Source organism: Streptomyces sp. NPDC025806 (assembly GCF_055558275.1).
In genome coordinates this window covers 24,171-36,785 of record NZ_JBVHMU010000018.1, presented here as the reverse complement: position 1 = coordinate 36,785, position 12,615 = coordinate 24,171, and the positions used below count along the sequence as shown (strand labels likewise).

Annotated in this window: 12 protein-coding genes; 7 read left to right on the top strand and 5 right to left on the bottom strand. The window is 71.7% G+C overall.

What is annotated here, in order from left to right; all coding sequences use genetic code 11:
* Positions 1–7 precede the first annotated feature (7 nt).
* Together ACZ4E1_RS32150 and ACZ4E1_RS32145 are read left to right on the top strand one after the other, a co-directional pair.
* Positions 8–298, top strand: a complete 291-nt coding sequence (locus ACZ4E1_RS32150) for a YiaA/YiaB family inner membrane protein (RefSeq protein WP_262928318.1) — start codon at positions 8–10, stop codon at positions 296–298.
* An 84-nt stretch (positions 299–382) separates the two neighbouring features.
* On the top strand, positions 383–1,018 hold the full coding sequence (locus tag ACZ4E1_RS32145) for a TetR/AcrR family transcriptional regulator (protein WP_467546146.1): 636 nt from the start codon (positions 383–385) through the stop codon (positions 1,016–1,018).
* Between the two features lie 15 nt (positions 1,019–1,033).
* On the opposite strand, the gene ACZ4E1_RS32140 is transcribed toward ACZ4E1_RS32145, so the two are convergent.
* Positions 1,034–1,495 carry a MaoC family dehydratase gene (locus ACZ4E1_RS32140; protein ID WP_467546144.1) on the bottom strand — a complete coding sequence of 154 codons (462 nt, stop codon included), beginning with the start codon at positions 1,493–1,495 and terminating at the stop codon, positions 1,034–1,036.
* 92 nt (positions 1,496–1,587) lie between these two features.
* Between ACZ4E1_RS32140 and soxR the strand changes: the two genes are divergently transcribed.
* Positions 1,588–2,052: a redox-sensitive transcriptional activator SoxR gene (gene soxR / locus ACZ4E1_RS32135; RefSeq protein WP_467546142.1), complete on the top strand. Its 465-nt coding sequence runs from the start codon at positions 1,588–1,590 to the stop codon at positions 2,050–2,052.
* A 27-nt stretch (positions 2,053–2,079) separates the two neighbouring features.
* On the opposite strand, the gene ACZ4E1_RS32130 is transcribed toward soxR, so the two are convergent.
* Positions 2,080–3,147, bottom strand: coding sequence for an RNA ligase (ATP) (locus ACZ4E1_RS32130; RefSeq protein WP_467546140.1), 1,068 nt, complete (start codon positions 3,145–3,147; stop codon positions 2,080–2,082).
* Between the two features lie 145 nt (positions 3,148–3,292).
* On the opposite strand from ACZ4E1_RS32130, the gene ACZ4E1_RS32125 reads away from it, so the two are divergent.
* From ACZ4E1_RS32125 to ACZ4E1_RS32115, 3 genes are read left to right on the top strand one after another with little or no spacing between them, the layout of a single operon-like run.
* Positions 3,293–3,796, top strand: coding sequence for a hypothetical protein (locus ACZ4E1_RS32125; RefSeq protein WP_467546138.1), 504 nt, complete (start codon positions 3,293–3,295; stop codon positions 3,794–3,796).
* 16 nt (positions 3,797–3,812) lie between these two features.
* On the top strand, positions 3,813–4,214 hold the full coding sequence (locus ACZ4E1_RS32120) for a DUF4180 domain-containing protein (RefSeq protein ID WP_467546136.1): 402 nt from the start codon (positions 3,813–3,815) through the stop codon (positions 4,212–4,214).
* Complete coding sequence (locus ACZ4E1_RS32115; RefSeq protein WP_467546135.1) at positions 4,192–5,916, top strand: immunity 49 family protein; 1,725 nt, start codon at positions 4,192–4,194, stop codon at positions 5,914–5,916. The genes ACZ4E1_RS32120 and ACZ4E1_RS32115 overlap by 23 nt, the downstream gene beginning before the upstream one ends.
* Before the next feature lie 79 nt (positions 5,917–5,995).
* Here the strand turns inward: ACZ4E1_RS32115 and ACZ4E1_RS32110 are convergent, their stop codons facing one another.
* Positions 5,996–6,598 carry a hypothetical protein gene (locus tag ACZ4E1_RS32110; protein ID WP_467546133.1) on the bottom strand — a complete coding sequence of 201 codons (603 nt, stop codon included), beginning with the start codon at positions 6,596–6,598 and terminating at the stop codon, positions 5,996–5,998.
* A 267-nt stretch (positions 6,599–6,865) separates the two neighbouring features.
* On the opposite strand from ACZ4E1_RS32110, the gene ACZ4E1_RS32105 reads away from it, so the two are divergent.
* Complete coding sequence (locus tag ACZ4E1_RS32105) at positions 6,866–9,727, top strand: penicillin acylase family protein (RefSeq protein WP_467546131.1); 2,862 nt, start codon at positions 6,866–6,868, stop codon at positions 9,725–9,727.
* A gap of 70 nt (positions 9,728–9,797) precedes the next feature.
* Here ACZ4E1_RS32105 and ACZ4E1_RS32100 read toward each other — a convergent pair whose 3' ends face one another.
* Together ACZ4E1_RS32100 and ACZ4E1_RS32095 are read right to left on the bottom strand one after the other, a co-directional pair.
* Positions 9,798–11,051, bottom strand: a complete 1,254-nt coding sequence (locus tag ACZ4E1_RS32100; RefSeq protein ID WP_467546337.1) for an MFS transporter — start codon at positions 11,049–11,051, stop codon at positions 9,798–9,800.
* A gap of 165 nt (positions 11,052–11,216) precedes the next feature.
* Complete coding sequence (locus ACZ4E1_RS32095; RefSeq protein ID WP_467546130.1) at positions 11,217–12,476, bottom strand: exo-beta-N-acetylmuramidase NamZ family protein; 1,260 nt, start codon at positions 12,474–12,476, stop codon at positions 11,217–11,219.
* Positions 12,477–12,615: the final 139 nt, after the last annotated feature.

Genomic DNA, 12,615 nt, shown 5'->3' with positions numbered 1-12,615 from the left:
GTCCCGCATGAGTGAGACAACGGTCAAGCAGCGCAACACCACCGCCTACTACGGTCAGGCCGTCGCGTCCTTCGCCGTCGCGCTCGGGGCGACCGGCATCGGCATCTACAGCCTCGACGCGAGCGGCTGGGTGCGGGCCTTCCTGGCCATCGCGGTCCTGTACCTCACGACCTCGGCGTTCACCCTGGCCAAGGTCGTGAGGGACCGGCAGGAGGCCGACCAGCTGGTCAGCCGCGTCGACCAGGCCCGCCTCGACAAGATCCTCGCCGAGCACGATCCCTTCAAGCCCGTCGTCTGATCGGGACCCGCCGGGCCTAAGCGCTCGCTCACCGTGGCAGGTAAGGTGAGCCCTCCACACCCCACGGGAGGAGCGAGCGCAGCGATGACGCACGACGAGCGGGCCGACACCCAGGCCGCGGACGGGATGCCGTGGGACGAGGTCACCCCGGACGCGGCGCGGCGACTCCTGGTCGCCGCCGTCGAGGCCTTCGCGGAGCGCGGCTACCACGCCACGACGACCCGCGACATCGCGAGCCGCGCCGGCATGAGCCCGGCCGCGCTCTACATCCACTACAAGACCAAGGAGGAGCTCCTCCTCCGCATCAGCCGCATCGGCCACGAGAAGGCACTGGAGGTGCTGCGCTCCGCCGCCGACGCGGACGGCACCGCCTCCGAGCGCCTCGCCGAGGCGGTCCGCTCCTTCGTGCGCTGGCACGCGGGACACCACATGACGGCCCGCGTCGTCCAGTACGAGCTGGACTCGCTCGGCGAGGAGCACCGGCCGGAGATCGTGGATCTGCGCCGGCGCAGCGACGCCACGGTGCGCGAGATCATCGCGGACGGCGTGGCCTCCGGCGAGTTCGACGTCCCGGACGTGTCCGGCACGACCGTCGCGATCCTCTCGCTCTGCATCGACGTGGCCCGCTGGTTCAACGAGCAGGGGCGGCGCACCCCCGACGAGGTCGGCGCGCTCTACGCCGACCTCGTGCTCAGGATGGTGGGGGCCGCCCGGCGGTAGGGCCGCCCCGCGGGTTCAGAGGTAGTAGCGCGAGACCGACTCGGCGACGCAGACCGGCTTGTCGCCGCCCTCGCGCTCCACGCTGAAGGCCACCGAGACCTGGACGCCGCCCGTCACGTCCTCCACGTTCGTGATCGTCGCGCTCGCGCGCAGCCGCGAGCCGACCGGCACCGGGGCGGGGAAACGCACCTTGTTCGTCCCGTAGTTGACGCCCATCTTCATGCCCTCGACCGTGATCAGCTGCGGGCCGAACAGCGGCAGCAGCGACAGGGTCAGGTACCCGTGGGCGATCGTCGTACCGAACGGGCCGTCCTTGGCGCGCTCCGGGTCGACGTGGATCCACTGGTGGTCACCCGTGGCGTCCGCGAACTGGTTGATCCGCTCCTGCGTGATCTCGGCCCAGTCGCTGTACCCGAGCTGCTCGCCCACGGCGCCCTTCAGCTCGTCGACACTCTTGAAAACCCGCGGCTCCGCCATGTTCAGTGGCCTCCGTGTCCGTATGTCTAAGCGCTTGCTCAGTCTTCTCGGCATGCTAACAACGTCCACGGCCGAGGACTAGGCTCGGGCGGGTGCCTCAGATTCCGGAGAAGATCCATGAGCTCACCGTCGGCCAGCTGTCGGCCCGCAGCGGCGCCGCCGTGTCCGCCCTGCATTTCTACGAGTCCAAGGGCCTGATCAGCAGCCGCCGCACCTCCGGCAACCAGCGCCGCTACTGCCGTGACACCCTGCGCCGCGTCGCGTTCATCCGGGCCGCCCAGCGCGTCGGCATCCCGCTCGCCACGATCCGCGACGCCCTCGCCGAACTCCCCGAGGAGCGCACTCCGACCAAAGAGGACTGGGCGCGCCTCTCGGAGACCTGGCGGGCCGAGCTCGACGAGCGGCTCAAGCAGCTCAACCGGCTGCGCGACCACCTCACCGACTGCATCGGCTGCGGCTGCCTCTCCCTGGACACCTGCGTCCTGTCCAACCCGGACGACGTGTTCGGCGACCGACTCACCGGCTCCCGGCTGCTCGGCGAACGCCGGGCCTCCTGAGCGCGGGCGGGGCGGCCCGTGCGGCCGTCACTCGTACTCGGTGCCGCCCTTGCGGGTCAGGTACGCCGGGCTGACCGCCTTGACGATCGCCCGGCCGCCGGTCACCGGGCTGTGCCGCTCGACCGCCGGGCGCACCACGACGCCCTCCCGCAGGTGCAGTCCGCGCCCGGACACCGTCTCCCGGCCCTCGGCCAGCTCCAGGACCCGATCAAGGTCGAAGGGGCCCGCGAACAACCGCGGCACCAGCGGCAGTTCACCGCTCAGCAGGGCCTCGGCGTCCAGCCAGCGCACCTGCCCGTCGATCTCGGCGGACACGTCGAACGCCGCGTAGCCGAGCGTGTCCCGGCGCCCGTCCGCCCCGTACGACAGGTCCTGCACACCCTCCCCGTACACCTCGCCGAAGATCCCGACGCGGCTGGCCCCGAGCCGCTCGGCGAGCCGGGCCGCCGCCTCGGCGACCTTGTGGCCGCGCACCGCGCGCCAGTACAGATTGCGCGGATCCTCGGTCAGGGCCAGCGATTTCGCGCCGAACCCCTTCGAGGAGACCCGCACCCGGCCGTCGTCCGCGCAGTACGTCAGCAGGCAGGCCGTGCCGTGCAGCTTCTCGGTGACGACGACGGGCTCGCCGGGCGCGAACACGTCGGGGTGGCGGCGTATGTTCTCGATGTCCGTCCACGGCAGCAGCTCGGGCGCGGACTCCACGTCGCCGTTCATCGTCGGCGGGACCGGCGGCACCCACTTCGTCACCCCGAGCCGCTCCGCGAAGTCCGTGCCCGCCGCGGCGGCCGCCGCCAGGTCCACGTCCGCGAGCGCCGCCGGCCGGCACACGATGCCCTGCGACAGCTCCCCGCGCAGCCGTACGGCCTTGACCCGGTCCGCGTTCCCGCCCGCGAGGCGCCCGGTCAGGCCCAGCTCCTCGATCAGCGCCGCCGGCAGCACCGACTGCTCCGGCAGATACACGGCGCACTCGCCCGTGCGGTAGGCGCCCTTGGCGACGACGGCCCGGTACAGGCCCACCTGGGCCAGTTCGAGCGCGTCGGCGTTCGGGTGCGGATGGACGGTCAGGGGTTCGGCGGTGACGCGCAGCGTCGACATGACACGGGGCTCCTCGTACTCGTGCGCGGGACGAAGGACCGCGACCCGGCCCTCCGAGGCCGACTGTGCCGACCGAAAACCCCCTGGATCGACGGGATTTCCCCCTGTTACGGTCGCCGGTCCGACGACAAGGGAGTGGTGGGCCATGCCCCTCGCGATCTGCTCGCTCAAGTACGACGCGGCCCGGACGGGCGCCCAGAGGATCACGTACGACAAGGACGGCTACCACCTCGTGCGCTTCCCCTACGCGGCGGCCGAGGAGTCCTACGACCCCTGGAAGATGCACGACCCGGCCGGCGACCCCGACTACCCGGACCCGCACTCCGGCCTGATCCGGCCGAGCCACGACGGATGGGCCACCCTGTCCGCGCTCGTCTTCTGGAAGGCCGACGACCGCGCCACCGAGTACCGGGCCCGCTTCGTGCGCGACCCGATCGGCGAGTCCACCGGCTACGACTCGACCGGCACCACGGACATCTCCGCCACCGGAGGCGGCCAGTACCGCTCGTACACCTGGCAGATGTTCGTCCACCCGGGCACCCCCGTCGGCCTCAAGATCAGCGCCCGCGCGTCGGACACCAAGATCGCCGTACCGTTGGCCCTCGCCGAGTTCAAGATGGCGATACAGACCGATGTCATGGTGCCCTGACGGTGGAGGAACGACGATGAGCGAACCGACCGACGAGATCCGCGAGCTGGCCGGAGTCCCCGTGCTTCTCTGCCACCCCGACGGGCCGCCGCTGGACAGCGAGCGGGCCGCCACCGACCTCGTCGGCCCCGCCATGTTCACCGGCGCCCAGTGGGTCGCCGTCCCCGCCGACCGCTGCGGCGACGCGTTCTTCACGCTGCGCACCCGGGTCGCGGGCGACGTCGTCCAGAAGTTCGCCAACTATCGCGTGGGGCTCGCCGTTCTCGGCGACATCGAGGAGCGGACCGCCGTGAGCACCGCGCTGCGCGACTTCGTGCGCGAGTCCAACCGGGGGCGTCAACTCTGGTTCCTCGCCGACGCCGACGCGCTGGAGGCGCGCCTCGTAGAGTCGACCCGTGACACCACACGACACGCCTGACGCTCATCTGCCCGTGCTCACCACCGCGCAGGCCGACCGCCTGCGCGGCCTCGTCGCCGCTGCCCTGGAGCGGCGGCACGGGACGCCGCCCGCCTTCGAAGGGGACACCGCGGCGATCGCCGGACACCGCCACCCGCTGACGAACCTGGCGCAGCGCTGCCGCGTCACGCCCGAGGAGGCCTGGCCCGAGCTGGTCGAGCAGCAGTTCGCGCAGCTCGCCGAGGCGTCGCAGGGCGGCGAGAGCGCCGAGGAACTGCTCGCCGGCACCCGCATGCGACTCGTGGCGCCCGGCGCCGTACCCGCCGACGGAGCCGGGCAGTTCAGCTACCTGCGCGCCGTGGCACCCGGCCTGAACCTCGCGCTCGCCCTCGACGCCCCGACCACCGTGCGGCTGCTGAACGACCAGGACGTGGCGCGGGCCGGCGACCCCGATGCGCTGTGGGAGGCCGCGGGCCGCAACCTGTCGCGCGAGCCGTTCCGCCACGAGGAGGTGCGGCTCGACGGGCACCCCGTCCTGCACTCCGTGTACGGGGACTCCGTGTTCGTCGCGAGCAAGGCGCTGCTGCTGCCCGAGCTCGCCGCCGAGGTCACCGGGAAGCGGCTGCCCGGCGCGGGCGCCCTCGTCGTCGTGCCCACCCGGCACCTGCTCGCCTTCCACCCGATCACCGACGGCAGCGCCGTCGACGCCGTCAACGACCTGGCCACGTACGCCGTCCGCGCCCACGACGAGGGGCCCGGCTCGCTGTCGCCGCGTGTGTACTGGTGGCACGAGGGCCGGCTCACCTCGCTCACCGTCATCGACGACGAGCGCCAGACCATCAGCCAGCGGCCCCCGGCCGAACTCGTCGACATCCTGCGGCTGCTGCGCGGCCTGGACCGCGCCGGACGGCTCGTCGGCACGGCCCGCCCCGTCGAGGTGACCGCCCTCACCGCGTCGCTCGCCGCCTCGGTCGACGCGCTCGACGCCGCACCGGACGGACTGCCCGACGCGTTCACCGACGCGGTGCTCCTCGCGCAGGCGAGCGCCGAGGCCGATCCCGACGCCGACCGCGTCGAGACCTGGGACGCGTGGGTCGCCGCACTCCAGCTGGGCACCGCCCTGTTCACCGAGACCAAGGCCGTGACCCTGATGCTCGGCGACACCGAGCACACCGTCCCCGCCACCGGCACCGAGGTCCGCGGCGACGCCCGCGCCTGGCTCGACGCCTTCTACCTGACCCTCGTCACCCGCGAACGGGACCGCACCACGCGGCTGTGCGAGGTGCCGCTCGACACGCTGCGCGCCGCCGGGCCCGTCGACGACTACGTCCTGCACTGGATCGACACGCTCCAGAGCCACTGGCTGCGCCGCCCCACGGACGATGTCGTCACCAAGCTCGTCACGACGATGGAGACCTCGCACCCCGAGGCGTCGACGCGCACGCCGAAGGACTTCCTGGACCTCGTCGACTACCAGCCCGTCGCCCTGTTCCACCGGCTGCTCACCCAGGACCACGAGGCCTTCGGCACGGCGCTCGCCGAGGCGCTCGGCCATCACGCCCGGTACTGGGGCGACTCGGCGGCGCCCGGCGCGCGCGTGGCCCTCGGCCCGCTCGCCCTCGCCTGCCTCGCCCACGACATGGACTTCCCGCTGGACAGGGACCAGCCGTACCTGCCGAAGTACCTGCTCGACCGGCAGCGCCTCGAACACATCCCGGGCTGAACTCCCGCCCGGAGCCGTCGAATCCGGGGGTGCGCCTCGACCGGGCCGCACCCCCGCCGCGCCGTGCGGCAGAACGGTCCTACGCGGAGACGAGCATCCGGGAGCGCCGGGCCTCCGCGAGGGCTGCCGGGGTGAGCACCGGGCGCGGGACGACGATGCCGCAGTGTGTGCACACCGGTCCCGAGGACGGCTCGTGCGCCAGGTCGTGCTTCCAGACCAGGCCGTCGTCCGCGCAGACCGGGCAGGCACGGCCCGGCTCGCGCTCCAGCGCGGCGATCAGCCGGCGCAGCACGTCGGCCAGCGGCTGGTCCGGGTGGACGGCCGGGTCGTCGCACCAGGCGACCCCGAAGCCGCCCCAGGTCAGCCGGTGCCAGTCGTCCGTGCTGCCCGGCCGGCGCAGCCCGTCGTGCTTCTCCTTGCGCCGCCGCTCGGCGAAGTCGTCCTCGTACGCGAGCCACACGGCCCGCGCCTCCTCCAGCTCCTCCAGGGCCGCGACCAGGCGGGCCGGGTCGGGGGAGCGGTCCTCGGGGCCGAAGCCGGCCCGGGAGCACAGATGGTCCCAGGTCGCCCGGTGTCCGTAAGGAGCGAACCTCTCCAGGCACTTGCGCAGTGAGTACCGCCGCAGTGCCAGATCGTTGCGCGCGTCGCGCACCTGTCTTGCCAGACTCCGGAATCCGGCCATCGCCCTGCACCTCCGTCACACGTACGTCGGCGTCGCCGCAGCCATGAAGCGACGTTGCCGAGTAGACGTATCGACACGCGATTCGGATCCCTCCTCGGGGCGCCGGTATCCATCCGATTCCGGATGGATGCCATCAGCGGCACCTCGTGGGTCTGGGGAGTCTCTCTGTGATCCCTGTGGTGATCCTGAAAACGTGACGCATGTTCATCTTCTTCGGTCGGTCTACCGCCGGTAACTTCCGGCTCACCATCGTCGGGAGGACCAGGCATGCGAGGACGCACCCCACGCACCACCCCGCGCAGGAGGGCCCGTGGCCCCCTGCGGAGACTTACGGCCGCCGCGGCGCTCGTGCTCACCGCGGGGCTCCTGTCCCCGCACGCGACGGCCGCCGCGGACGAACCCGCCCCCGCGGCCGACTACTGCGCGGGCCAGTGCGCGGACATCCTGCCGCCCGGGGTGAACGGCAGCGCGACGCTCGTCGAGATCCTCGGCAACAAGCTGTTCGGAACCCAGCCCGCGCACGCCGACGATCAGCTCGGTCCCTACGACGCGCTGTCGTCCGGATATCCGTCGCTCACGGACGACACGCTCTCCCAGTTCTTCAACGACTCCTCCTTCGGGGTCCCGAATGGTCAGGTCGGTTCGGTCACCCGTCCCCGGGAGGACGTGACCATCACCCGTGACAAGAAGAACGGCGTACCCCACATCAAAGGTTCCTCGCGCTACGGAACAGAGTTCGGCGCTGGCTACGCCGCAGGTCAGGACCGCCTCTGGCTCATCGACCTGTTCCGCCACATCGGCCGCGGCGAGCTGACCTCGTTCGCGGGCGGCGCCCTCGCGAACCAGGGACTCGAGCAGGAGTTCTGGCCGCAGGCCCCCTACACCGAGGACGATCTCCAGAAGCAGGTCGACTTCATCAGGACGAAGGGCGGCGCGCGCGGGAAGCAGGCCATGGAGGACGCCCAGGCCTACATCGACGGGCTCAACGACTACCGCGACCGGGCCAAGAAGGGCCGCTACTTCCCCGGCGAGTACGTGCTCACCGGCAAGATCGACGCGATCACCAACGCCGGCGAGATCCAGCCGTTCAAGGTGACCGACATGATCGCCCTGGCCTCCGTCGTCGGCGGACTGTTCGGCAACGGCGGCGGGGGAGAGGTCGACGCGGCCCTCTCGCTGCTCGCCGCCCAGCAGAAGTACGGCGTCGAGAAGGGCACCCAGGTCTGGGAGTCCTTCCGCGGGCGCGACGACCCGGAGACCGTCACCACCATCCACGACGGCACCCGCTTCCCCTACGGGGCCAAGCCCGCGAAGGCGCGCGGCCAGGCCCTGCCGGACCCCGGATCCGTCGACCGCGAGCCCCTCGTGCACGACCGCACCGGCTCGGCCGCCACCGCCGCGCGGTCCGGCACCGTCACCCGTGACCCGGTGAAGGCCCCGGCCCGCCTCAAGCCCCTCCAGGGCCTGTACGACGACGGCGTGCTCCCCGAGGGCATGTTCCGCGACTCGGCCTCCAAGAAGGGCATGTCGAACGCCCTCCTCGTCTCCGGGAAGCACACCGCGTCCGGAAACCCGGTCGCCGTGTTCGGCCCGCAGACCGGCTACTTCGCGCCCCAGTTGCTGATGATGCAGGAGCTCCAGGGCCCCGGTATCAGCGCCCGCGGCGTCTCCTTCGCCGGCGTCGGCATGTACATCCAGCTGGGCCGCGGCCAGGATTACGCCTGGTCCGCGACCTCCGCCGGACAGGACATCACCGACACCTACGCGGTGCCCCTGTGCGAGCTCGACGGCTCGGCGCCCACCAAGGGCTCGACCTCCTACGTCTACCGGGGCACCTGCACCCCGATGGAGAAGCTGGAGCGGAAGAACGCCTGGAAGCCGACCGTCGCCGACTCCACCGCGGCCGGCAGCTACCGGATGCAGGTCTTCCGCACGAAGTACGGCGTCGTCACGCACCGCGCCACCGTCGACGGCAAGCCCGTCGCCTACACCGCGCTGCGCTCCACCTACCGTCACGAGGCCGACTCGATCATCGGCTTCCAGATGCTGAACGACCCGTCCTACGTCAAGGACGCCGCGTCCTTCCAGAAGGCGGCCCAGCACATCAGCTACGCCTTCAACTGGTTCTACGCCGACTCCCGGGACATCGCGTACTACAACAGCGGCGCCAACCCGGTGCGCGCCGAGGACGTCGACATGTCGCTGCCCGTGAAGGCGGAACGGGCCTACGAGTGGCGGGACTTCGACCCGGCCGACAACACGGCCGCCTACGCCCCGCCCGCCGAGCACCCGCACTCGGTGAACCAGGACTACTACATCTCCTGGAACAACAAGCAGGCCAAGGGCTTCGGCGCCGCCAACTTCAGCCTCGGCGCCGTCCACCGCGCCGACCTCCTCGACGGCCGGGTGAAGAAGCTCACCGCCGAGGGCGGCGTCACCCGCGCCTCCCTCACCCAGGCGATGGAGGAGGCGGCCGTCACCGACCTGCGCGGAGAGCAGGTCCTGCCCGAACTCCTCAAGGTGCTGCGCAGCAAGCCGATCACCGACCCGGCGCTGTCCCGGGCCGTGCAGCAGCTGGAGGCCTGGCGCAAGGGCGGGGCGCAGCGCAACCAGACCTCCGCCGGGTCCAAGGCGTACGCCCACCCGGACGCCGTACGGATCATGGACGCGTGGTGGCCGCTCCTCGTGAAGGCCGAGTTCGCGCCCGGACTCGGCGGCGACCTCTACCAGGCGCTCACCGGTCAGCTCGCCGTCGACGAGGCCCCGTCGGCCGGTCACGGCCCGACCGGCTCGCACGCCGGATCCGCGTTCCAGTACGGCTGGTGGGGCTACGTCGACAAGGACCTGCGCGCGGTCCTCGGTGAGCCCGTGAAGGGCGCGCTGGGCAAGAAGTACTGCGGCGCCGGCGACCTCTCGTCCTGCCGTGACGCACTCCTCGCCTCGCTCGCCACGGCGGTCGCGAAGCCCGCCACCGAGGTCTATCCCGGGGACGACACCTGCAAGGCCGGGGACCAGTGGTGCGCGGACACCATCGTGCACCGCGCCGTCGGCGGGATCTCCCACCGCTCGATGCAGTGGCAGAACCGGCCCACGTACCAGCAGGTCGTCGAGTTCCCGGCGCACCGGTGAACTGACCGCGGCACGGGACGACGAAGCGGCCGGGCATCCGCCCGGCCGCTTTCCCGTTCCCGTGGCGTCCTCAGCCGAGTTCGCGCTCCCGGGTCTCCGGCAGCGCGAGCACGCACAGGAAGGAGACCACGGCCATCGCGCTCACGTACCAGCCCACCGACGACGAGCCGAACGAGCCCTGGAGCCGCGTCGCCACCAGCGGCGCGACGGCGCCGCCCAGCACACCGCCCAGGTTGTACGCGAACGAGGCGCCCGAGTAGCGCACCCGGACCGAGAACAGCTCCGGCAGGTACGCGCCCATCGGGCCGTAGACCACACCCATGCAGAACAGGGCGCCGCCGAGCGCCAGCGCGATCAGGACCGGCTGCTCGGTGTCCATCAGCAGGAACAGGACCGGCCCCCACACGATCGCGAGGCCCGAGCCGGCGAGCACCGTGCGGCGCCGCCCGCCCGCGTCCGAGCGCGTCGCCGCGAGCCAGGTGCCGGCCGCCAGGAAGAGGCAGGCCACGAGCGACACCGCGAGCATCGTGCCGCGCGGCACGCCCAGCGTCTTCGTCCCGTAGGCCAGGCAGTAGGTGGTGGCGGTGTAGAAGAGGCCGTACGCGACGACCATGCCGCCCGCGCCGAGCAGGATCTCCTTCGGGTGCCGCTTGAACACCTCCAGGGCCGGTGCCCTGCTGGCCTCCTGATCCGCCATCACCTTGGCGAACACGGGCGTCTCGCTGATCCTCAGCCGGACGAACAGGCCGACGGCGACCAGGAGGAAGGAGAGCAGGAACGGGATCCGCCAGCCCCAGGCCTGGAACGCGTCGTCGGAGAGGGAGGCGGAGAGCAGCCAGAAGATGCCGGTCGCCGCGAAGAACCCGACGGACGGGCCGAGTTGGGGGAACGCGGCGAACAGGCCGCGCCGTCCGCGCGGCGCGTGCTCCACCGCGAGCAGCGCCGCCCCGCCCCACTCGCCGCCGAGGCCGACACCCTGGAGGAAGCGCAGCAGCACGAGCAGCAGCGGGGCCCACACGCCGAGCGTGGCGTAGCCGGGCAGCAGGCCGACGCACGCCGTCGACAGGCCCATCAGCAGCAGCGAGGCCACGAGGACCGACTTGCGGCCGATCCGGTCGCCGAAGTGACCGAAGACCAGCGAGCCGATCGGGCGGGCCGCGAACGCGACGGCGTACGTCGAGAACGAGGCCAAGGTGGCGTTGAGGGGGGACAGGTTGGGGAAGAACGCCTCGTTCAGGACGAGGGCGGCGGCGGTTCCGTAGACGTAGAAGTCGTAGAACTCGATGGCCGTGCCGATGAAGCTGGCGACCGCCACGCGTCGCAGGCGCTCCGGTTCGGGGGGTGCGGTGGTGTCGTCCTGGGCTGGTTCTTCCCTGGTGGGGTCGTCTTTGAGCACGGCTGCACTGTCGCGGTCGGTGCAGTATGCAGTCAATCCCCGAGACGTGGGGTCTCGGGGATTGAGATGCCTCCCGGGTTCCTGCCGGGGTGCCTACTTGTAGGTCAGGTACTGACGGCGCACCGCGCGGAACGTCTCCAGTTCGGCGTGCCAGCCCTGGACGACCTCGTCGGTCGTCGCGCCCTTGTCGATCATCGTGCGGACCTGGGTCGAGCCGGTGAGCTTGTCGATCCAGTTGTCGGAGCGCCAGGCGAAGCCGCTCCAGACGGACTTGGCGGTGACGAGGAGCGCGATCCCGGTGCGGACCGGATCGAAGGCCTCGCGGTCGTCGACGTGGATCTGCACGCCGCCCACGGTCTTTCCCTGGAACTTGGAGAACGTCGGCGCGAAGTACGCCTCCCTGAAGTGCACGCCGGGCAGCGCGAGTTCGTTCGCCGCGGCGGCCCAGCGCGCGTCGACGCCCTCGGCGCCGAGGAGTTCGAAGGGGCGGGTCGTGCCGCGCCCCTCGGAGAGGTTCGTGCCCTCGAACAGGCAGGTGCCCGAGTAGACCAGGGCCGTGTCCGCGGTCGGCATGTTCGGGCTCGGCGGCACCCAGGGCAGACCCGAGGCGTCGTAGAAGTCGCGGCGCTTCCAGCCGGTCATCGTCACCGTGGCCAGCTCGACCGGCTTGTCCAGGTACTCGCCGTTGAACAGCCGCGCCAGCTCCGTGACCGTCATGCCGTGCGCCTGCGCGATCTCGCGGCGGCCCACGAACGTCGCGAACTCCTTGTGCAGGACCGGCCCGTACGCCTCGCGGCCGGTCACCGGGTTCGGCCGGTCCAGGACGGCGAACCGCTTGCCGGCGAGCCGCGCCGCCTCCATGCAGTCGTACAGCGTCCAGATGTACGTGTAGAAGCGGGCGCCCACGTCCTGGATGTCGAAGACGACCGTGTCGACGCCGGACGCCGTGAAGATGTCGGCGAGCGCCTGACCGCTCTTCAAGTACGTGTCGTAGACCGGCAGTCCGGTCGCCGGGTCGTCGTAGCGCCCCTCCGAGCCGCCCGCCTGCGCCGTCCCGCGGAAGCCGTGCTCGGGGCCGAACACGGCCTTCAGGTCCACGCGGTCGTCCTCGTGCATGACGTCCACGATGTGCCGCACGTCCCGGGTCACGCCCGTGGGGTTGGTGACGACGCCGACCTTCTGGCCGGACAGCAGCCCGTAGCCGTCGGCCGCGAGCCGCTCGAAACCGGTGCGCAGGCCCGGCCCGCGCCCCTGCCCGTCCACCGTCGCGGCGCCCGCCGTGCCGCTCCCCGCACCCAGCGCGCCGGCCACCCCCGCGCCCGCCGCGAGCAGCACCCGTCTCGACACGTTCATCCGTGCACCTCCGTGATCGCCGGAACTGGTCTGGTCCTCTCGCCGCACGCTAGCCCCCGGACCCCGTCCGGGGAACGGATCTTGCGCGCATCCGTGTCCCGCGCCCCCTTTCCCCACGACATACCGACTGGTTAGTGTG

Excerpts from the sequence above, each read along its gene's own strand:
- ACZ4E1_RS32150 (WP_262928318.1), top strand. The coding sequence starts at position 8 with ATGAGTGAGACAACGGTCAAGCAGCGCAACACCACCGCCTACTACGGT.
- ACZ4E1_RS32145 (WP_467546146.1), top strand. The coding sequence starts at position 383 with ATGACGCACGACGAGCGGGCCGACACCCAGGCCGCGGACGGGATGCCG.
- ACZ4E1_RS32140 (WP_467546144.1), bottom strand. The coding sequence starts at position 1,495 with ATGGCGGAGCCGCGGGTTTTCAAGAGTGTCGACGAGCTGAAGGGCGCC.
- ACZ4E1_RS32130 (WP_467546140.1), bottom strand. The coding sequence starts at position 3,147 with ATGTCGACGCTGCGCGTCACCGCCGAACCCCTGACCGTCCATCCGCAC.
- ACZ4E1_RS32125 (WP_467546138.1), top strand. The coding sequence starts at position 3,293 with ATGCCCCTCGCGATCTGCTCGCTCAAGTACGACGCGGCCCGGACGGGC.
- ACZ4E1_RS32120 (WP_467546136.1), top strand. The coding sequence starts at position 3,813 with ATGAGCGAACCGACCGACGAGATCCGCGAGCTGGCCGGAGTCCCCGTG.
- ACZ4E1_RS32110 (WP_467546133.1), bottom strand. The coding sequence starts at position 6,598 with ATGGCCGGATTCCGGAGTCTGGCAAGACAGGTGCGCGACGCGCGCAAC.
- ACZ4E1_RS32105 (WP_467546131.1), top strand. The coding sequence starts at position 6,866 with ATGCGAGGACGCACCCCACGCACCACCCCGCGCAGGAGGGCCCGTGGC.
- ACZ4E1_RS32095 (WP_467546130.1), bottom strand. The coding sequence starts at position 12,476 with ATGAACGTGTCGAGACGGGTGCTGCTCGCGGCGGGCGCGGGGGTGGCC.